The 19,962-nt window shown below is 61.5% G+C and carries 16 protein-coding genes; 12 read left to right on the top strand and 4 right to left on the bottom strand.

Annotated elements, in window-relative coordinates; translation table 11 throughout:
* Positions 1-115: 115 nt before the first annotated feature.
* The 3 genes from cho to tsaD form a co-directional block, all read right to left on the bottom strand.
* Positions 116-976, bottom strand: a complete 861-nt coding sequence (gene cho, locus BN3544_RS02215) for an excinuclease Cho (RefSeq protein ID WP_019428535.1) — start codon at positions 974-976, stop codon at positions 116-118.
* Positions 976-2,250 carry a branched-chain amino acid ABC transporter substrate-binding protein gene (locus BN3544_RS02210; protein ID WP_019428534.1) on the bottom strand — a complete coding sequence of 425 codons (1,275 nt, stop codon included), beginning with the start codon at positions 2,248-2,250 and terminating at the stop codon, positions 976-978. The genes cho and BN3544_RS02210 overlap by 1 nt, the downstream gene beginning before the upstream one ends.
* A 183-nt stretch (positions 2,251-2,433) precedes the next feature.
* A complete protein-coding gene (gene tsaD / locus BN3544_RS02205) occupies positions 2,434-3,477 on the bottom strand; it encodes a tRNA (adenosine(37)-N6)-threonylcarbamoyltransferase complex transferase subunit TsaD (RefSeq protein WP_019428533.1) in 1,044 nt (347 codons plus the stop codon).
* A gap of 144 nt (positions 3,478-3,621) precedes the next feature.
* Between tsaD and BN3544_RS02200 the strand changes: the two genes are divergently transcribed.
* From BN3544_RS02200 to BN3544_RS02145, 12 genes are all read left to right on the top strand, one after another.
* Positions 3,622-4,311 carry a substrate-binding domain-containing protein gene (locus tag BN3544_RS02200; protein WP_036074672.1) on the top strand — a complete coding sequence of 230 codons (690 nt, stop codon included), beginning with the start codon at positions 3,622-3,624 and terminating at the stop codon, positions 4,309-4,311.
* Between the two features lie 39 nt (positions 4,312-4,350).
* Positions 4,351-4,977 (top strand): ANTAR domain-containing response regulator, encoded by a 627-nt coding sequence (locus tag BN3544_RS02195; RefSeq protein WP_026036398.1) that lies wholly within the window; start codon positions 4,351-4,353, stop codon positions 4,975-4,977.
* A 275-nt stretch (positions 4,978-5,252) separates the two neighbouring features.
* On the top strand, positions 5,253-6,497 hold the full coding sequence (locus BN3544_RS02190) for a CmpA/NrtA family ABC transporter substrate-binding protein (protein WP_019428530.1): 1,245 nt from the start codon (positions 5,253-5,255) through the stop codon (positions 6,495-6,497).
* Positions 6,498-6,508: 11 nt separating this feature from the next.
* Positions 6,509-7,417 carry a nitrate ABC transporter permease gene (gene ntrB, locus BN3544_RS02185; RefSeq protein WP_026036397.1) on the top strand — a complete coding sequence of 303 codons (909 nt, stop codon included), beginning with the start codon at positions 6,509-6,511 and terminating at the stop codon, positions 7,415-7,417.
* Positions 7,414-8,220 (top strand): ABC transporter ATP-binding protein, encoded by an 807-nt coding sequence (locus BN3544_RS02180; protein ID WP_019428528.1) that lies wholly within the window; start codon positions 7,414-7,416, stop codon positions 8,218-8,220. The genes ntrB and BN3544_RS02180 overlap by 4 nt, the downstream gene beginning before the upstream one ends.
* A 60-nt stretch (positions 8,221-8,280) precedes the next feature.
* Entirely contained in the window at positions 8,281-10,782 is a 2,502-nt protein-coding gene (gene nirB / locus BN3544_RS02175; protein ID WP_050999058.1) for a nitrite reductase large subunit NirB, read from the top strand.
* 27 nt (positions 10,783-10,809) lie between these two features.
* Positions 10,810-11,199, top strand: a complete 390-nt coding sequence (gene nirD, locus BN3544_RS02170) for a nitrite reductase small subunit NirD (protein WP_026036395.1) — start codon at positions 10,810-10,812, stop codon at positions 11,197-11,199.
* Between the two features lie 54 nt (positions 11,200-11,253).
* Positions 11,254-14,157, top strand: a complete 2,904-nt coding sequence (locus tag BN3544_RS02165) for a nitrate reductase (protein ID WP_019428525.1) — start codon at positions 11,254-11,256, stop codon at positions 14,155-14,157.
* A 60-nt stretch (positions 14,158-14,217) separates the two neighbouring features.
* Positions 14,218-15,117 (top strand): DNA-binding protein YbiB, encoded by a 900-nt coding sequence (ybiB, locus tag BN3544_RS02160; RefSeq protein WP_019428524.1) that lies wholly within the window; start codon positions 14,218-14,220, stop codon positions 15,115-15,117.
* The gene (gene cobA / locus BN3544_RS02155) at positions 15,114-15,902 is read left to right on the top strand and encodes a uroporphyrinogen-III C-methyltransferase (protein ID WP_019428523.1); all 789 of its coding nucleotides are present in this window, start codon (positions 15,114-15,116) and stop codon (positions 15,900-15,902) included. The genes ybiB and cobA overlap by 4 nt, the downstream gene beginning before the upstream one ends.
* A gap of 110 nt (positions 15,903-16,012) precedes the next feature.
* Positions 16,013-16,441, top strand: a complete 429-nt coding sequence (locus tag BN3544_RS02150) for a YidB family protein (protein ID WP_019428522.1) — start codon at positions 16,013-16,015, stop codon at positions 16,439-16,441.
* Positions 16,442-16,513: 72 nt separating this feature from the next.
* Entirely contained in the window at positions 16,514-17,746 is a 1,233-nt protein-coding gene (locus BN3544_RS02145; protein ID WP_019428521.1) for a BaiN/RdsA family NAD(P)/FAD-dependent oxidoreductase, read from the top strand.
* On the opposite strand, the gene BN3544_RS02140 is transcribed toward BN3544_RS02145, so the two are convergent.
* Entirely contained in the window at positions 17,736-19,946 is a 2,211-nt protein-coding gene (locus BN3544_RS02140; protein WP_019428520.1) for a patatin-like phospholipase family protein, read from the bottom strand. The genes BN3544_RS02145 and BN3544_RS02140 overlap by 11 nt on opposite strands.
* Positions 19,947-19,962: the final 16 nt, after the last annotated feature.

The raw sequence follows: 19,962 nt of genomic DNA, 5'->3' as shown, positions 1-19,962 counted from the left end.
TTGTAGGCGCTGAGTCTAGCAGCGCAGAGATGTCAGCATTTCCAATACCCGCCCTGATGTAAGGGCCACTGCACAAGTGCGCCTTGCGCGGACAACGTCCAGCCAATTTAGGTCGTTACAAGGCTTGCACTTGCACGCTCTGCGTGAGCAAGGGGCGACACAAAATTTTGTAGCCATCGGCGTCAAATCCTGCGGCCACGGTGCTCAGGCGGCGGGCCTCTTCGACCGTGGCTGCGCTGCCCAAATAGCACCAGTGGTTAACCACATGGATTTGCACCAGGTCGGCATCGCGCTCAACCAGGCCCACCGCGCCAGCAAAGGGCCAGCATGCCACACGCAGTGCCAGCAAGCTGCTGAACAGCCGCTCACGGTGTGCTTCGGGGCTTTCGTCACCCCGGCACACGCCCGCGCATTGGCGGATCGCAGCCCTGAAACAGGCTTTGCCGGGGGACAGCTTTTCGAGGCCCAAGGGACCGTAGCAAAGTTTGTGCTGGTCGGCCATGGCCCGCAGCGCATCGAGTGCGGCGTGGCGACTGGCAAACAAGCCGTGCAAATCGGGCTGGGTGGCGAAGTCAATGTCTCGGGCATAGACCACTTGCGGCACGCCGCCCACCATTTGCAGACTGCACAGTTGTTGGTTGCGGCGCAGTTTTTGGTTGAACAGCGGATGTTGGGCCTTGATCATTTGCGCTTCGAGCAGCAGCGCCCCGATCTCGCCCGCCGTGCGGATGTGACTGATGCGCTGGGTTTGGCGCAGCATGCGGGCCTCTTCGGCCGTGCGCAGGTGCGACAGCAAACGGGCCCGGATGTTGATGCTTTTGCCGATGTACAGCGGCAAATCGCCCTCTTGGCCATGAAAGGTGTAAACGCCCGCACCAGTGGGGGCGTCTTCGATGGCTTGGCGCAGGTGCTGCGGGTATTCGAAGACGCGGCTGTCTTCAAAGTCGGCGCGACGGCGGCGGCGCGCAGAGTCCATCAGCCTGGGCGCACCATCTTGCAGCTGCTGGGCAACTGGGCCTGCTCGGCCTTGAGCTGGCGCACCACCTTGAAGCCGTAGCCCGAGCCCTCCACATCAAAAGGCACGCCCGGCGCACCCTGGCGTTGCATCACACCCACCGCCAAGGGCTGCTGGAACTGGTGATCTTCGGCGCGCATGAAGCCGGTTTGCCCGGCCATGCTGACGCGGGCTTTTTCAAGGGCCAGCGCCACCGCCACGGGCTCGGTGCTGCCGGCTTTTTCGACCGCTTGGGCCAAAGCCTCGACCATGAGTTGCATGCGCACATGAACGTAATCTTCGGATGGTTTGGTGAAACGCTGGCGGAACGATTGGTAAAACGCCTCACTGGCCTTGCCCGGCACATTGGGCAGCCAGTCAGCCACAGCGATCACGCGGTCCAAACCCGCATCGCCCAAGGCCGCAGGAGCGCCAAGGGCATTGCCATAAAAGGTGTAGAACTTGCCTTCGTAGCCTGCCTCACGGGCAGCTTTGACCAAGAGCGTCAGGTCATTGCCCCAGTTACCAGTGATGACCGCTTGGGCGCCGCTGGCCTTGATTTTGGCGGCGTAAGGCAAAAAGTCTTTCACGCGGCCCATGGGGTGCAGCTCGTCACCCACCACTTTCACATCGGGGCGTTTGTCAGCCAGTTGGCGCTTGGCTTCACGCAGCACGGCTTGGCCAAAGCTGTAGTCTTGGCCAATCAGATAAACCGACTGGACTTTTTTGTCTTCGCGCAAGACTTGCATCAACGCGGTCATGCGCATATCGGCGTGGGCGTCAAAACGGAAATGCCAAAAGCTGCACTTTTCGTTCGTCAAGATCGGATCGACTGCGGAGTAGTTCAAAAACAGCACGCGCTTGGCCGGTTCGCGGTCGTTGTGTTTGTTGATGGCATCGATCAAGGCCGCGGCATTGGCCGAGGAGTTGCCTTGCAACACCACCTGCGCCCCATCGTCGATGGCCGACTTTAGTGCCGACAAAGCTTCTTCGCTTTGACCTTTGCTGTCGTAGCGCTCCAGCACCATGGGCAGTGGGCCTTGCGGGGTTTTGACGCCACCGCGTGCGTTGACCCGCTCCACCGCCCAAGCGATGTTGCGCACCACGGCCTCACCCGTGTTGCCAAATGGCCCGCTCAGGCCTTCGATCAAGGCGAGTTTGATGGGGGCGGGCGACTGCGCCCAAGCGGGCGCCAAGCAAAGAACAGCGGCCAAAGACACGAGGGCGCGGCGAGAAGACACGAGGGTGAAACGCATATWAAAAACAGAACCCGCCGCAAGGCCGAGTGGTACTTAAAAAGTGCGCAGTGTAACGGGTCAGACTGGGCCCATCCAACTTGCCCAGCGTTGCCCAAGGTTTTGCCCAAGGTTTTGCCCAAGGTCTTGCACTTGGCGTGCAACTGGGCCGTGTTGCAAAGCGCGTGTAACTCGGACGTGGACTCAAGCGAGTTCGTGCAGTGGCCAGCGCGGCTTGACATCAAAGCTGTAACGGGCCTCGGCTTGCTGCGCTCCGGCTTGCAAGCGCATGGCCGCTGCCATGGCGATCATGGCGCCGTTGTCGGTGCACAGGTGCAGCTCGGGGTAGTGCACGCGCACTTGGGCTTTGGCACAGGCGGCGTTCAGTTGCGCCCGCAGTTCGCGGTTGGCCCCCACGCCACCGGCCACCACCAGGCGTTTCATGCCGCTGGTTTTGAGGGCGTTCATGGATTTTTTGACCAGCACTTCCACAATCGCCGCTTGCGTGGATGCGGCCAAGTCGGCCCGCTCGGTGGTGCCCTCGGTGTGGGCAGCTGGGCCAATTTTTTGGCTTTGCGTGAGCACAGCGGTCTTGAGGCCCGCAAATGAAAAATCCAGATCGCCACTGTGCAGCAGCGGACGCGGCAGTTTGTAGGCCGCCGGGTTGCCCTGCTCGGCCAAGCGCGACAGCCCCGGGCCGCCGGGGTACGGCAAACCCATGAGCTTGGCCGATTTGTCAAAGGCCTCGCCCGCGGCATCGTCAATGGTTTCACCCAAGAGCGCGTATCGGCCCACGCCATCGACCCGCATCAATTGCGTGTGACCGCCCGACACCAGCAAGGCGATGAAGGGGAATTCGGGCGGGTCGGCACTCAAAAACGGCGAGAGCAAATGTCCTTCGAGATGGTGCACACCCAGCACCGGCTTGCCCAAAGACGCGGCCAGTGCGCAGGCCACGCCCGAGCCCACCAACAGCGCCCCGGCCAAACCTGGGCCGCGTGTATAGGCCACCACATCGATGTCGGCCAATGTGGCACCCGCCTCGGCCAAGACCTGGCGCGTGAGCGGCAGCACGCGGCGGATGTGGTCGCGGCTGGCCAGCTCGGGCACCACACCGCCATAGGCCTGGTGCATGTCGATCTGGCTGTAAAGCGCGTGAGACAAAAGGCGCGGCAAGGCCTCGCCCGTGGTCTGCACCAGAGCCACGCCGGTCTCGTCGCAAGATGATTCGATACCCAAAATTCGCATAACAGGTAGTTTAAGCGGGGCACGGGCGCTGGCCCTGCCCTTGGCCATAATCTGGGCAAGAGCGACGGCAGCGTCGCGTAAGTCCGCAATCCATCGCAATAAGAGCGTCGCGGCCACAACCCTCTGCATTGCAAAGCCCACACCATGACCACACTCCGACTGATTTCCTCCATGGCCACAAAACCGCTGCTGGCCGATCTGGTGGCGCTGTACAAGGCACAAATGCCTGATGTGCAGGTGCTCGTTGAGTCGGTGGGCGGGGTGGACGCGGCCAAACGCGTGCAAGCGGGCGAAGCCTTTGACGGGGTGGTGTTGGCCAGCGACGCCATCGACAAGCTGATCGCCAGCGGCCATGTGCTGGCCGGCAGCCGTGCCAACCTGGTGCGCTCGGGCGTGGCGGTGGCCGTGCCAGCCGGTCAGCCCGTGCCCGACATCTCGACCGAGGCCGCGCTCAAGGCCGCCGTGTTGGCCGCGCCCACGCTGGGCTATTCAACCGGCCCCAGCGGCGTGCAACTGGCCAAACAATTTGAGGTCTGGGGCATCGCCGAAATCATCGCACCCCGCACCGTGCAAGCCAAACCCGGTGTGCCGGTGGGCTCGCTGGTGGCCCAAGGCCAAGTGGCGCTGGGCTTTCAACAGCTGAGCGAAATGCTGGGCGTGCCAGGCATCAGCATTGTGGGCGGCCTGCCCCCAGCGGTGGAGATCATCACCACGTTTTCGGGCAGCGTGGCCAACACCTGCGCCCAACAAGACACCATGCGTGCGCTGCTGGCCTTTTGGCAGTCGACGGCGTGCGATGCGCTCAAACGCCAGCACGGCATGGCCCCGGCCTGAAATTGGGCGCTCCGGCGCGCTTCTTGCATGACACCCTGCATGCAAGAAGCCTTGAGAATCGTCGTCATCATTTCCGACCCCGCCCTGGTCGCCGAGGGCGATGCGCAGGCGCAAGCCATTGAGGAGCGCTCGCGCCTGTTGCGCATTGGCCTGCTCGAAGCGGGCTACAACCTGGTGGCCACCCTGCCCGCCGATGTGTTTCTGACCGAGCGCCTGGCCCAGCTGCAGGCCGACATGGTCATCGTGGACGCCGAGAGCGATGCCCGCGATGCGCTGGAGCATGTGGTCATGGCCACACGCGACGAGCGCCGCCCCATCGTGATGTTCACCAATGACAGCGACACGCGGCCGATGAACGAGGCCGTGGCCGCAGGTGTGACGGCCTACATCGTGGCGGGTCTGGCCCCTGAGCGCATCCACCCCATCCTGACGGTGGCGATGGCCCGTTTCAAACACGAGCAGGCCCTGCTGGCCGAGCTGGACAACGCCCGTGGCGAGTTGCAAGACCGCAAACTGATCGACCGCGCCAAGGGTCTGTTGATGCAGCGTCAAGGCTTGAGCGAACAAGACGCCTACGCCCGCCTGCGCAAAGCAGCCATGAACAAAGGCATGAAACTGGTTGACATGGCGCAGCAGATGGTTGAAATGGCTGAATTGCTGGGCTGAACGCCCTGGCGCACCAGGCAGGTGCGCGCCATCGCACCCTAAAGGTGCCCGACCCCCCAAACCAGGGGATTTCAGGGCATTCAATCCAGGAAAACCCTGGCACGTGGCTTGCAATACCTGAAGCAAGACCAAAGAAGGTCAACCGTGAGATCACCCAATGGCGGGTGAACCCACACCGGACAAAGGCGTCCCCATGCTTTCACGCCCTGCACTGCAGGCGTGAGCGACATGAGGACGCCTTTTTTGTTTTTCAAAACCGCACCAGGAGTTTCGCCATGACCGACCTTCTCAAAAACAGTTTGACCCGCCGCAACGTGTTGCAGGCCGCAGCCGTGGGCGCAGCCGGCATTTCGCCCGCGCTGCGTGCTGTGGTTTACGCCGCAGGCTCGGATGCCCCCGAGAAAAAAGAAGTCAAGATCGGCTTTATTCCCCTGACCGACTGCGCCAGCGTCGTCATGGCCTCGGTGCTGGGCTTGGATGTCAAGCACGGCGTGAAATTCGTGCTGAGCAAAGAAGCCAGTTGGGCCGGCGTGCGCGACAAGCTGGTCAACGGCGAACTGGACTTTGCCCATGTGCTCTATGGACTGGTCTATGGGGTGCACTTGGGGCTGTCTGGCCCCAAGAAGGACATGGCTGTGCTGATGACGCTCAACCACAACGGACAGGCCATCACGCTGTCCAAAAAGCTGGCCGACAAAGGCGCGGTGGACGGCGCAGGCCTGGCCAAGCTGATGCAAAGCGACAAGCGTGAATACACCTTTGCCCAGACCTTCCCGACGGGCACACACGCCATGTGGCTTTACTACTGGCTGGCGTCTTATGGCATCAACCCGATGAAAGACGCCAAAGTCATCACCGTACCGCCGCCGCAGATGGTGGCCAATATGCGCGTGGGCAACATGGACGGTTTTTGCGTGGGCGAGCCCTGGAACCACCGCGCCATCATGGACGGCATCGGGGTGACAGCCACCACCACCCAGGACATCTGGAAGGACCACCCTGAAAAAGTGCTGGGCACCACTGCCGACTTCGTCAAGAAATACCCCAACACCGCCCGTGCCGTGACGGCCGCCATCATTGAAGCGGGTCAGTGGATCGACGCCAGTTTGCAAAACAAACTCAAGATGGCTGAGACCGTGGCTGACAAATCGTATGTGAACACGGGGGTGGACGCGATCAACCAGCGCATTTTGGGCCGTTACCAAAACGGCATGGGAAAAACCTGGGATGACGCCAACCACATGAAGTTCTACAACGATGGCGCGGTGACCTTCCCCTATCTGTCTGACGGCATGTGGTTCATGACCCAGCACAAACGCTGGGGCTTGCTCAAGGACCACCCCGACTACCTGGGTGTGGCCAAACAGATCAACCAGATCGCCATCTACAAACAAGCCGCCACGGCGGCCAAGGCCCCGGTGCCCAAGAGTGACATGCGCAGCCACAAGCTGATCGACGGTGTGGTCTGGGATGGCAAAGACCCCATGAAATACGCCGACGGTTTCAAAATCAAAGCGTGAAGGAAAACACCATGGTCAGCGCCGTTTTCCATTCACCCACCGGAGGCAAAACCGTGTCAGCACCGGTCGCGCCTCTCACCGCCGCGCAAGTAGCGAATGCCGCTGCCACTGCAGCTGCGCACATGCAACGTGCACGCCAGTGGCACAACTTCTGGATGGCGGTCTTGCCGCCGCTCATGGGCTTCGGCCTCTTGATCGGGTTGTGGGCCCTGGTGTCCATCACGACCAAGGGCAGCATTCCCAGCCCTTACGAAACGGGTGTGCAGGCCATTGACATCTTCAGCGACCCGTTCTACCGCAAAGGCCCCAACGACCAAGGCGTGGGCTGGAATGTGCTGATGTCGCTCGAGCGCGTGGCCGTGGGTTTTGGCTTGGCGGCGTTGGTGGGCATTCCGGCTGGGTTTGTCATCGGGCGATTTACCTTTCTCTCGCGCATGTTCAACCCGCTCATCAGTCTGCTGCGCCCGGTGTCGCCGTTGGCTTGGTTGCCGATCGGGTTGTTGGTGTTCAAGGGCGCCAACCCGGCCGCCATCTGGACCATCTTCATCTGCTCCATCTGGCCCATGATCATCAACACCGCCGTCGGTGTTCAGCGCGTGCCGCAGGACTACCTGAACGTGGCGCGGGTGCTCAACCTGTCGGAATGGAAGATCGCCACCACCATCCTCTTCCCTGCGGTACTGCCTTACATGCTGACCGGCGTGCGTCTGGCCGTGGGCACAGCATGGCTCGTGATCGTGGCCGCCGAAATGCTCACAGGCGGTGTCGGCATCGGCTTTTGGGTGTGGGACGAATGGAACAACCTGAACGTCAAGAACATCATCATCGCGATTTTTGTGATTGGCGGCGTGGGTCTGATTCTCGAATTCGCCCTGATCCGAATCGCCACCGCCTTCACCTTTGAGGATGTCAAATCATGAACAACGACAGCAAGTACATCCAGATCCAGAGCGTCGAGCAGACCTTCAAAACCAACAAAGGTTTGTTCCCGGCGCTGCGTGACATCCACCTGGACATCGCCAAGGGCGAGTTCGTGGCCCTGATCGGTCATTCGGGTTGCGGCAAGTCCACCCTGCTCAACCTGATCGCCGGCTTGACTACCCCCACAGCCGGTGTGCTGCTGTGCGCCAACCGCGAGATCGCGGGCCCCGGCCCCGAGCGAGCGGTGGTGTTCCAGAACCATTCACTGCTGCCCTGGCTCACCTGCTTTGACAATGTGCACCTGGGCATCGAACGCGTGTTTGGTGCGACCGAAAACAAGGCCCAGTTGCGCGCGCGCACCGACGCGGCGCTGGCCATGGTGGGCCTCACCCACGCCGCGCAAAAGCGCCCCGGCGAAATCTCAGGCGGCATGAAGCAACGCGTGGGCATTGCCCGCGCTCTGGCCATGGAGCCGAAAGTGTTGTTGATGGACGAACCCTTTGGCGCACTCGACGCGCTGACCCGAGCCAAGCTGCAAGACGAACTGCTGGAGATCGTGGCGCGCACCCAAAGCACGGTGGTCATGGTCACACACGACGTGGACGAAGCCGTGCTGCTGTCCGACAAGATTGTGATGATGACCAACGGCCCCGCCGCGACGATTGGCGAGGTGCTGAGTGTGGATCTTCCACGTCCGCGCCAGCGCGTGGAACTGGCCGAAAGCGCCGAGTACCAGCGTTACCGCAAAGCGGTCATCGACTTCCTCTACACGCGCCAGGCGCATGTGGAAAAGACAGCTTGAAACCTTGTGAGACAGACCCGGCGAAGACCTGCTTTGCCCTCAACTGACTGAAAGAACACCATGGACATGCGTACCCCATTCACATCCGGTGCCAGAGAAAAAATGAAACTGGTCATGGTCGGCAACGGCATGGCCGGGGTCCGAGCCATCGAAGAACTGCTGAAGCTCGCGCCCGAGCTGTACGACATCACCGTGTTCGGTGCCGAGCCGCACCCCAACTACAACCGCATCCTGCTGTCGCCTGTGCTGGCCGGTGAACAAACGCTCGAAGAGATCGTGCTCAATGACTGGGCTTGGTACACCGACAACAACATCACCTTGCACGCAGGCTGCAAAGTCACGCAGGTCGACCGCGTCAAGCGCGTGGTCATCGCGCAAAACGACGCAGGCGAAACCGTCTCAACCCCTTACGACCGCCTGGTGATCGCCACCGGCTCCAACCCTTTCATCTTGCCCTTGCCCGGCAAAGACCTGCAAGGCGTGCTGGCGTATCGCGACATCGCCGACACGCAGGCCATGATCGACGCCGCTGCGCAGTTCAAGCACGCGGTGGTTATTGGTGGTGGCCTGCTGGGCCTCGAAGCAGCCAATGGCTTGATGAAGCGCGGCATGCAAGTGACGGTGGTGCATGTGGGCGACTGGCTGATGGAGCGCCAACTCGACAAGGTGGCCGCGCAGATGCTTCAAGCGTCGCTTGAAGCGCGTGGCATGCAGTTCCGCATGAGCGCCCAAACGGCGGCACTGGTCGGCAACGACAGTGGCCGCGTGAGCCAAGTCGAATTCAAGGATGGCAGCCATGTGACGGCCGACTTGGTCGTGATGGCCGTGGGCATCCGCCCCAACACCGCGCTGGCCGAAAGCATGGGCCTGCATGTGAACCGTGGCATCGTGGTCAGCGACACCCTGCAAACCGTGACCGACCCACGCATCTGGGCCGTGGGCGAATGCGCGGCGCACCGGGGCATTGCCTACGGTCTTGTAGCCCCGTTGTTTGAACAAGGCAAAGTGCTGGCCAACCACTTGGCCGAATTCGGCATTGGCCGCTATCTGGGCTCGCAAACCTCAACCAAACTCAAGGTCACCGGCATTGACCTGTTCAGCGCAGGCGACTTCATGGGCAAGGCTTCGGGACGTCCAGAGGACGAAGACTGCGAAGAAATCGTGATGAGCGATCCGGCTGGCGGCGTCTACAAAAAACTGGTGCTCAGGGGCGACCAGCTGGTGGGCGCGTGCCTGTATGGCGACACGGTGGACGGCAGCTGGTATTTCAAGCTGCTGCGCGATGGTCGCAGCGTGGCCGACATCCGCGAGAAACTGATGTTTGGCGAATCCAACATCGGCGACGTGGGCCACCAGGGCCAAAGCAAAGCCGCCGCCATGGCCGACACCGACGAAGTGTGTGGTTGCAACGGCGTGACCAAAGGCGCAATCTGCAAGGCCATCAAGGACAAGGGCCTGTTCACGCTTGACGAGGTGCGCAAGCAGACCAAGGCCAGCGCCAGCTGCGGCTCGTGCACTGGGCTGGTCGAACAGATTTTGATGTTCACCGCTGGTGGCGACTACTCAGCCACGCCCAAGCTCAAGCCCATGTGCGGCTGCACCGAGCACGGTCACCAGGCGGTGCGCGACACCATCCGCGCGCAAAAACTGCTCACCGTGGGTGGCGTCTTCAAGTTCATGAACTGGCGCACGCCCAACGGCTGCGCCAGCTGCCGCCCGGCGGTCAACTATTACCTGATCAGCACCTGGCCCAAAGAGGCGCAAGACGACCCGCAAAGCCGCTTCATCAACGAACGCAGCCACGCCAACATCCAGAAAGACGGCACCTACAGCGTGATCCCGCGCATGTGGGCGGGCGAGACCACCGCCGCCGAGCTGCGCCGCATCGCCGATGTGGTGGACAAATACCAGATCCCCACAGTCAAAGTCACCGGTGGCCAGCGCATCGATTTGCTGGGCGTCAAAAAAGAGGACTTGGTCGATGTCTGGAAAGACATCGGCATGCCCTGCGGCCACGCTTATGCCAAAGCCCTGCGCACGGTCAAAACTTGTGTGGGCAGCGAGTGGTGCCGCATGGGCACGCAAGACAGCACGCAGATGGGCAAAGACCTCGAAAAAGCCATGTGGCGCATGTACGCGCCGCACAAAGTGAAGTTCGCCGTGTCGGGCTGCCCGCGCAACTGCGCCGAAGCCGGCATCAAGGACGTGGGCATCATCGGTGTGGACTCGGGCTGGGAGATGTATGTGGGCGGCAACGGCGGCATCAAGACCGAAGTAGCCCACTTTTTTACCAAGCTCAAGACCGCCGAAGAAGTGCTGGAATACACCGGCGCCTTCATGCAGCTGTACCGCGAAGAAGGCTGGTACCTGGAGCGCACGGTGCACTACATCAACCGTGTGGGCCTGGACTATGTGAAGAAAAAAATCCTGGAAGACGCGCCCTTGCGCCAGTCCCTGTGGGCCCAGCTGCAAGCCGCGCTCGACGGCGAACCCGATCCGTGGTTCGAGCTGCAGGAGGCCAAGGTGGACACCCGCCAGTTCGTGCCGATCACGACCGCATAAGCCGCCGACGAAAAACAAGGAAACAAGATGACTGCATGGAAAGAAATCTGCCGGGTCGAAGATATCCCGGTGTTGGGCTCGCGCCGCATCGCGCGGGACCAAGGCCTCGATGTCGCCGTGTTCCGCAACGATGCTGACGAGGTGTTCGCCTTGCTCGACCGCTGCCCACACAAAGGCGGGCCGTTGTCGCAAGGCATCGTGTTTGGCACCAGCGTGGCCTGCCCCATGCACAACTGGACGATTGGCCTGTGCGATGGCCAGGCGCAAGCGCCCGACGAGGGCTGCACACCACACTTTGAAGTCAAAGTCGAACACGGTGTGGTGTTCCTGAACGCCGACGAATTGGTGGGACACGCCACCGAGTTGACGCGGCCGATCGCCGGACCCGTTTCGCGCAAAACGACAACAAACCCGTAGGTCGGACCTGAAGGTGCGACCTGCAAAACACCCCAACCCCAACGCCCGAACGCCATGATTCCGGTCACCAACGAAACCAAATCCACCTGCCCCTATTGCGGGGTGGGCTGCGGTGTGGTCATTGAGTCTCGTGGCACCCAGATCACAGGCGTGCGCGGCGACCCGGATCACCCGGCCAACTTCGGACGCTTGTGCACCAAGGGCCAGTCGCTGCACCTGACCGCCGCGCCACAGGTCAACCAGCAAACCCGTTTGCTCACGCCCCAGTGGCGGCCCGTGCGCGGCCAACCCCCTCAGGCCTTGGACTGGAACGCGGCCATGGACATGGCCAGCCAACGCCTGGCCGCCATCGTGCAAAACCACGGCCCCGACGCTCTGGGGTTTTACATCTCGGGCCAGCTGCTCACAGAAGACTATTACGCCTTTAACAAACTGGCCAAGGGTCTGCTGGGCACCAACAACATCGACAGCAACTCGCGCCTGTGCATGAGCAGCGCGGTAGCGGGCTACAAGATGACGCTGGGTGCCGATGCGCCGCCCGCTTGCTACGACGACATCGCGCAAGCGCAATGCCTGTTCATCGCGGGCAGCAATGCAGCCTGGGCACACCCCATTTTGTTTCGCCGCATCGAAGACGCCAAGCGTGCCAACCCGACGCTCAAAATGGTGGTCGTTGATCCTCGCCGCACCGACACCGCCGACATGGCGGACCTGCACTTGTCCATCCAGCCCGGCACCGATGTGATGCTGTTCCATGGCTTGCTGCACATCATGCTGGCCCAATCTTGGACTGCGCCCGACTACATCGCCGCCCACACCTCGGGCTTTGAAGCCCTGCAAGCACGGGTGGCCGAGTACACACCACAACATGTGGCGCAGATTTGTGGCGTGCCCGAGGCAGACCTTTACACCGCAGCACGCTGGTTTGCGGGCGTGCAAGAAGACAGCCACGAGGTCAGCCACAGGATCGGCTCTAAGCGTGCGCCCACCCTCAGTTTGTATTGCCAAGGCCTGAACCAGTCCAGCAGTGGCACGGCCAAAAACGCAGCCCTGATCAACCTGCACCTGGCCACCCATCAAATTGGCCGCCCCGGCGCGGGCCCGCTGTCTCTGACGGGTCAGCCCAACGCTATGGGCGGGCGCGAAGTCGGCGGCATGGCCAACCTGATGTCGGCGCACCGCGATCTGGCCAATCCACAGCACCGCGCTGAAGTGGCCGCGCTGTGGGGTGTGGCCGATGTGCCTGCCAAGCCAGGCCTGACCGCCGTGGAAATGTTCGAAGCCGCCGCCGACGGGCAAATCAAAGCCCTGTGGATCGCCTGCACCAACCCGGCGCAGTCCATGCCCGACCAAACCACCGTGCGCCGCGCCCTGCAACGCGCTGAGTTCGTGGTGGTGCAAGAGGCTTTTGCCACGGCCGCGACCTGCGACTGGGCCGACCTGCTTTTGCCCGCCACCACCTGGGGCGAAAAAGAAGGCACGGTCACCAACAGCGAGCGCCGCATCAGCCGAGTGCGCGCCGCCGTGGCAGCCCCTGGCCTGGCCCGTGCCGACTGGGCAATTGCCGCCGATCTGGGCCAGCGCATGGCTGTGGCGTTGGGACGCCCGCAAGACGCCCGCCTGCTGAACTACGCCACACCCGAAGCGATCTGGAACGAACACCGCGCCAGCACAAAGGGCCGCGACCTGGACATCACCGGCCTGAGCTACGACCTGCTGGAGACCGCTGGCCCTGCCCAATGGCCGCTGCCCGAAGGGGCCAGCACCGGCCAGCATCGCTTGTATACCGACGGGCAATTTGCCACCGCCGATGGCCGTGCCCGGTTTGCCGCTGTGAGCTGGCAACCGGTGTCCGAAGAGCGCGTGTCGCAATTTCCGTTTTCGCTGACCACAGGCCGCCTGCGTGACCAATGGCACGGCATGACGCGCACCGGCACCGCAGGCCGGCTGTTTGCCCACAGCCCCGAGCCTTGCGTGCAAATCAACCCCCAAGACGCGCTGCGCCTGGGCCTCCAAGATGGCGAACTGGTGCAAGTGCGCAGCAAGCGCGGCAGTTTGGTGCTGCCCGTGCAGGCCAGCGCGCAAGTCGCCGCCTCGCAAGCTTTCATCGCCATGCACTGGGGCCCCGAGGTGCTGGGCGGGCGGGGTCAAGTGGGTCAGGAGGGTCAGCAAGGCCAAGCCGGTCTGGGTGTGAACGGGCTCACCACGTCCAGCTATTGCCCCAGCTCCAAGCAGCCCGAGCTCAAACACGCTGCCGTGCAGATCACACGCGCCGCGCTGTCAACCCCTAGCGCTTGGCATCTGTCGGCCATGGCCTGGTTGCCCAGCGACACGGTCTGGACCGTGCGCCAGACATTGCAAAAACTGCTGCCGCAATTCGACTTTGCCTACCTCGTTCCTTTCACCGACCCGAGCGCCGCCCTGACCGATCCCAACCCACGCACCGGCTTGCTCCTGCGTGCGGCCTGCACCCAAGCCGCTGATGCGGGCTTGCTGAACAGCGTAGCCGAGGCCCTGGGGCTGAACCGCGCAGACACCCTGCATTACCAAGATGCGGTGCGTGTGCAACGCCGATCGGTGCAACTGAGCGCCCCTGACGAAAACGCCTCGACCAGCCCAAGCCTGCGCCAACTGCAAGGGTTTTTGACGGCAGGCGACAGCCGCTCCGCCCGCTGGCTCAAAACCTTGCTGCAAGAAGGCACTCGGCTCAACTGGCCCGCCCGCCAATGGCTGATGGCGTCTGACGCACCGCCCGAAGGCGCGGCCCCCGTCAGCCGGCAAGTATGCAGCTGCCTGAACGTGCGCGAAGACGCCATTGCTGCCTGCCTGCAAAGCCAAACCGGCAGCGAAGACCAGCGCTTGGCCGGGCTACAAAGTCAGTTGCGCTGTGGCACACAGTGCGGCTCTTGTGTGCCCGAATTGCGCAAAATCATCCGGCTCGTACCCCAAAACGCCTGAAGCCTGAATGCGCATACCCATATAACGAACAGTTATCTGACTTCCTTCACAATCAAATACATGGCCATCAGTCACTACATCAAGGACATCGGACGCGGTAAAGACGGCGCGCGTGCGCTCAGCCGAGCGCAAGCGGCTGACCTGATGGGCCAAGTGCTCGACCAGCAAATCAGCGACCTCGAATTGGGTGCTTTTTGCATCGCCATGCGCATCAAGGGTGAGACGCCCGAAGAGATGGCCGGTTTTCTGGACGCCACACACGCTAGGCTGAACAAGGTCCACACTGGCCAAGTGCCCACTGTGGTGCTGCCCAGCTACAACGGCGCCCGCAAGCTGCCGGTGCTCACACCGCTGCTGGCTTTGTTGCTGGCCCGCGAAGGTGTGGCGGTGGTGGTGCACGGCGCAGCCACCGAAGACAAGCGCGTCAGCAGCCAGTCGGTTTTTGCACACCTGGGCGTGAACGCAACCGAACACATGGGTCCGGCGGCGGCCGGGCAAGTGCAATTTATTGCCACGGGCGTGCTGAACGCCGGGCTGGATCGCTTGCTGGCCGTGCGCCGCGTGGTGGGCCTGCGCAACCCGGGCCACAGCATGGTCAAACTGATGAACCCGTGCGACGGCGCGGCTTTGGTGGTGAGCAGCTACACGCACCCAGAATATTTGTTGTCCATGTCGGCCACTTTTGCCCTGATCGGCCAACACGCCCTGCTGCTGCGCGGCACCGAAGGCGAGGCCGTGGCCGATGCCAGGCGCACCCCCGCGATGGACGTGTTCAAAGACGGTCAAACCCTGCGCGTACAGGCCCCACAAGAGGGCTCTTTGGTGCAAGTGCCCGAACTGCCCGCCACAGACGCAGCCACCACCGCTGTGTACATCGAACATGTCTTGCAAGGCCTGCTGCCCGTCCCGCAAGCCATCGCACTGCAAGTGCAACACATCCTGAACGAGGTGAAGCCATGAACACACACAAGCAAGGCCGTTGCACCCTGGTCGGCGCAGGCCCCGGCGACCCGGAACTGCTCACGCTCAAAGCCGTGCGCGCCATTGCCAGCGCCACCCTGCTGCTGGTCGATGACCTGGTCAATGAGGCTGTGCTGGCCCATGCCTCGCCTGCCGCGCGCATCGTGCATGTGGGCAAGCGCGGCGGCTGCAAAAGTACGCCACAGGCCTTCATCGACAAGATGATGATTCAGGCCGTGCAAGACGGCGAGCAGGTGGTGCGCCTCAAGGGCGGCGACCCGTTCATTTTTGGCCGGGGCGGAGAAGAAGTCGAACACCTGCGCCAAGCCGGTGTTGACGTTGAGGTGGTCAACGGCATCACCTCGGGCCTGGCCGGCATGAGCAGCTTGGGCGCACCGCTGACGCACCGCGAACACGCGCATGGCGTGGTCTTCGTCACCGGCCACGCCAAACCCGGCGACAGCGGCACCGACTGGGCGCAACTGGCCACCACAGCGCGCCAAGCCAAATTGACCTTGGTGATTTACATGGGCGTGAGCAGCCTAGACCACATCAGCCAAGGTTTGCTGCAAGGCCTGCCTGCTCACACCCCCGTGGCCGTGGTTCAGCACGCCAGTTTGCCAAAGCAGCGCGAAGCCTTGACCACGCTGGGCGAGCTGGTGAACACCGTGCAGCGCGACCAGTTGCAAAGCCCCAGCATCATCGTGGTGGGTGATGTGGTGCAAGGCGCACGGGCATGGAACACACACCTGTCCAGGCCAGAGCCCAGGTCTCTGCAGGCCTGAAACGCGATTACAAATTCGAACAAGTTCCTTCTTGGCGCGATCGGCATGGCCGAATCTGCACACTAGACTTGATTTGCGGCGACTTTCCGCCGCAACCAAGGGAGGAATTCATGGGACTTTTTGATTCAATCGCAGGCCAAGTCGTTCAACAAGCCACGTCTGCACTGTCGGGCCAAGGTGGTACAGATGGGGGCAGCTTGACGAAGATGTTGACGGGCTTGCTGAACAACCCTGAGCTCGGCGGCATCAGCGGTTTGGTCACCGCCTTTCAGAAAAACGGCCTAGGCGATACCGTGGCGTCCTGGATTTCCAACAACGCCAATTTGCCGATTTCTGCTGAACAGATTCAGACTGTGATCGGCCAAGGCCCTTTACAAGATATGGCGACCAAAATGGACCTGTCCACCGCGGATGTGGCCAGCACCTTGTCCGAGCATCTGCCAGGTCTGGTGGACCAACTGACGCCAAACGGCCAACTGCCCAGTGCCGACCTGATGTCGCAAGGCCTCGGCCTGCTGCAAGGCTTCATGAAGTCCTGAGCCTCAGTGCCCTGTCATGAAAACGCCCTTCGGGGCGTTTTTTGTGCCTGTCCCTAACCTACACTTCCGGCTATGAATACATGGGATGTCGTGATCGTGGGTGCCGGGGCTGCCGGTTTGTTTTGTGCTGGTGAGGCGGGCCAGCGCGGTCTGAAGGTGCTGGTGATTGATCACAGCGACAAGATCGCCGAAAAAATCCGCATCTCGGGCGGCGGGCGCTGCAACTTCACCAACCGATTGCTCGATGCATCGGCCCCGCAAAAGCACTTCATCAGCCAGAATCCGCACTTTTGCCGCTCGGCCCTGTCGCGCTACACACCGCAAGACTTCATTGATCTGGTGCAAAAACACGGCATCGCTTTCCATGAAAAGCACAAAGGTCAGTTGTTTTGTGACCATTCGGCCGAAGACATCATCCAGATGCTGCTGGCTGAATGTGCGACTGGAGGTGTAGAAATTCGCACCGGTTGCAGCGTGAAGTCTGTCAGTCACCAGAAACAAGACGCGCAAGCCACGCACTACGTTTTAGAAACCGACAAAGGCCCTGTGCAAACCACCTCGCTGGTGGTGGCCACAGGCGGCCTGTCCATCCCCAAAATAGGGGCTACAGGCTGGGGCTATGAAGTGGCGGCTCAGTTTGGTCTGCGCTTGGTCGAACGCCAGCCGGGCCTGGTGCCATTGACTTTTGACGGTACCGCTTGGGCGCCTTATGCCCAACTGGCGGGACTTGCGCTGCCTGTCGGCATCGAGACGGGCGAGAAAAAAAACCGCACGCACTTTGACGAAGATTTGCTGTTCACGCACCGGGGTTTGTCAGGCCCAGGCGTGCTGCAGATTTCAAGCTACTGGAAAGAAGGCACCCCCATACGGCTCAACCTGGCCCCCGAAATCAACTTGCCTGCAAGACTGCAAGAAGCGAAGTTGCGGTCAAAAAAGCTGTTGGGCAACGAATTGGCCATGCTGGTGCCCAACCGCTTGGCCGAGGCATGGGTCAGCCAAGACCCTGCCTTGCAACGCACATCGGCAGAGGTGCCCGACAAAGCGCTGAGCCAATTGGCGCAAACCTTGTCCAGCTGGAGCCTCACACCCACCGGCAGCGAAGGGTACAAAAAAGCCGAAGTTACTTTGGGCGGAATCGACACGCGCGATCTGTCTTCGCAGACCCTGGAGTCCAAACAGCCCGGCTTGTATTTCATTGGAGAAGTGGTGGATGTGACCGGTTGGCTGGGCGGCTACAACTTCCAATGGGCCTGGGCCAGCGCCCACGCCTGCGCGCAGGCTTTGCCAGCGACGGTCAAAAGCTAAAGCGCCTGCCCAGCTGCAAAAACAGGTTGTAAGAGTCGCCAGTGCCTCTGGAGGCCCCCAGATAAATGTCACCGATCTTGCTGTCGACCGCCACAAAGAGCGTGCCGCTGTAGCGCCAGCGTATGCCCTCGCCCTTGTACCAAGCGTCGCCTGCTTCCAGCACCGCACCTACATAGGTTTTTTGGTTGAACAAACCGCCACGGGTCAAGCGGTACATGTACGTGGACTGCAGGTGCGCCAACTGGTCCCCGGCCAATTGGCCCATTCGGTACGCGCCCATGTTCTGAAAACCACCCAGAATCAACTGGCTGGGGGAGCGGCAGTTGGCGCAATCGAGCGTGACGCGGTCCTGTGCCAAGTTAAGGCCCAGATTGACAATGTGCGGCCCCTGCGAATGGGCCCATTTGGCGGACAAGCGCCCTCCGCTGTAAATGGCCCCCGAAACCCCTCGCTCCAGGCTGGCGCCCAGAAAATACCCTCGCGTTGGGAAGCTCAAGGAATCGAGTTGGTCAATCTGCAACTGTGCCTTCAGGCCCTTGTATTTGACCAATTCGGTGTTCGATACCTCCGTCAAATCGACCGTCGTGTCAAAGGTTCTGCGTATCGCACTGGAGGTGACGCCCAGCTTGATGTTCGCCTTGCGCTCAAAGTCATAGACCCATTGCGCGTCCACACTTTGAACCGTCTGATTGAAGTACGCCAGCTTCTCGTTGCCCACTTCGTTTCGGAAAATCGCGGTTCTGTACAAGGGCAAATAGTTGCGGTCCCATGACGCACCCGCTTCCAGGCTCCAGCCACCCGTCAAGGGCTGGTACAAACGGGCGGCCAATTCAGACTGCGTACCCATTCGGGCATCGAGCGAAAACTCCAGACCCGAAGGGGTCAGCCAGGGCCGCCGGTAGCCCACGCCCGCTGTGAATTGCGTGACACCGTCCACCTCGGCAGAAAAGCCCAGGGTGGTCTTGAAGAAATGGGGGCTGTAAGGCTTCTCACGCACCTTGACGATCAGTGTGTACCGATCGCCCCGCTGTTGCTCCAGGGTGTAACTGACCAGATCAAAGTAGCCACTGGTGTAGAGCTCATCCATGTAACGTTCGGCCTGCACAGGCGAAAACTCTTGCCCCAACATGGGCGACAACATGGTCTGTATGTAACGCTCCGACACGTCCTTGTGGCCTTGCGCCTCTATGGCCACGATTCGTTTTTCACGTTGGTCAAACGCCAGGCGCGTGGCCGTTTGCACTGCGGGCAGTGCTGCAAAAGCCGTGCGCAAGGCAGACAGTTGGGCCTGCACGGGGATCAGGGCCTGCTCGCCACGCGCCACAATTTCAGGGGCTCGGCTGAAGTCGGCAAAGCCGATGTCCTGCAACGCCGGCTGCACCAACACATCTTGGGGGCGCAACAAGGCCAGATTGCGTTTTTCGTTTTGACGAATCAGGATGTCCAGCATGCGGTTGGCCACCACCAGCGCATGGCTGGCTTGTTCGGTCTGCGCTTCTTCAACCCCACCGCCCAAAAAGGAGGCCACGATCACATCGGCACCTTCTCGCAGCGCCACCTCAACAGGCAAATTGGCCACAAGCCCGCCATCCACATAGGTCTCACCATCAACCTCAACCGGCGCAAAAACCGCAGGTGCCGCCATGCTGGCCCGAATCGCCAAGTGCAAAGCGCCTTGGTCAAAGACTTTTATTTCCCCATCCCGATAACGGGTGGCCACAGCACGAAACGGGATTTTCAGGTCATCGAAATCCACATTTGGCGGCACATGCACCGTCAAAGCCTGAAGCAAAGCCAAAAACCTCTGCCCGTCACTCACCCCACGGGCAAAGCTCACACCGCCATTTTTGATGCCGAACTCCAGTTCAACCGGGTATTTTTGCTGGTAAGCACGGGTACGAGACGGTAGTTCCAAGCGATTGAGCTGGTCCAGCGCCACCTTGGATGGGTCCAAGCCACCGACCACGCGTTCAATGTCGTCGGTGGACATGCCACTGGCATACAAGCCCCCAATCACGGCCCCCATGCTTGTGCCCACGATGCGGGCGATGGGAATGCGGTCTTGCTCCAACTGCCTCAACACCGCCAAATGCGCAAAGCCTTTGGCACCGCCACCCGCCAAAACCACCACAACCGAAGGCGTTGCAGGCCTGGCGTTGACAGGCCCCTGTGCCCAGACCCCGCCGACCCACAAGCTCAATGCAAGTACCAAAATG

It is taken from the genome of Limnohabitans sp. Rim47 (genome assembly GCF_001517545.1).
GTDB lineage: Bacteria > Pseudomonadota > Gammaproteobacteria > Burkholderiales > Burkholderiaceae_C > Limnohabitans_A.
The sequence above is the reverse complement of the archived record's forward strand: the minus strand, read 5'-3'. Positions and strand labels throughout refer to the sequence as shown.

Excerpts from the sequence above, each read along its gene's own strand:
- BN3544_RS02190 (WP_019428530.1), top strand. The coding sequence starts at position 5,253 with ATGACCGACCTTCTCAAAAACAGTTTGACCCGCCGCAACGTGTTGCAG.
- BN3544_RS02145 (WP_019428521.1), top strand. The coding sequence starts at position 16,514 with ATGAATACATGGGATGTCGTGATCGTGGGTGCCGGGGCTGCCGGTTTG.
- nirD (WP_026036395.1), top strand. The coding sequence starts at position 10,810 with ATGACTGCATGGAAAGAAATCTGCCGGGTCGAAGATATCCCGGTGTTG.
- BN3544_RS02200 (WP_036074672.1), top strand. The coding sequence starts at position 3,622 with ATGACCACACTCCGACTGATTTCCTCCATGGCCACAAAACCGCTGCTG.
- ntrB (WP_026036397.1), top strand. The coding sequence starts at position 6,509 with ATGGTCAGCGCCGTTTTCCATTCACCCACCGGAGGCAAAACCGTGTCA.
- ybiB (WP_019428524.1), top strand. The coding sequence starts at position 14,218 with ATGGCCATCAGTCACTACATCAAGGACATCGGACGCGGTAAAGACGGC.
- tsaD (WP_019428533.1), bottom strand. The coding sequence starts at position 3,477 with ATGCGAATTTTGGGTATCGAATCATCTTGCGACGAGACCGGCGTGGCT.
- nirB (WP_050999058.1), top strand. The coding sequence starts at position 8,281 with ATGGACATGCGTACCCCATTCACATCCGGTGCCAGAGAAAAAATGAAA.
- BN3544_RS02150 (WP_019428522.1), top strand. The coding sequence starts at position 16,013 with ATGGGACTTTTTGATTCAATCGCAGGCCAAGTCGTTCAACAAGCCACG.
- BN3544_RS02165 (WP_019428525.1), top strand. The coding sequence starts at position 11,254 with ATGATTCCGGTCACCAACGAAACCAAATCCACCTGCCCCTATTGCGGG.
- BN3544_RS02210 (WP_019428534.1), bottom strand. The coding sequence starts at position 2,250 with ATGCGTTTCACCCTCGTGTCTTCTCGCCGCGCCCTCGTGTCTTTGGCC.
- cho (WP_019428535.1), bottom strand. The coding sequence starts at position 976 with ATGGACTCTGCGCGCCGCCGCCGTCGCGCCGACTTTGAAGACAGCCGC.
- BN3544_RS02195 (WP_026036398.1), top strand. The coding sequence starts at position 4,351 with ATGCAAGAAGCCTTGAGAATCGTCGTCATCATTTCCGACCCCGCCCTG.
- cobA (WP_019428523.1), top strand. The coding sequence starts at position 15,114 with ATGAACACACACAAGCAAGGCCGTTGCACCCTGGTCGGCGCAGGCCCC.
- BN3544_RS02180 (WP_019428528.1), top strand. The coding sequence starts at position 7,414 with ATGAACAACGACAGCAAGTACATCCAGATCCAGAGCGTCGAGCAGACC.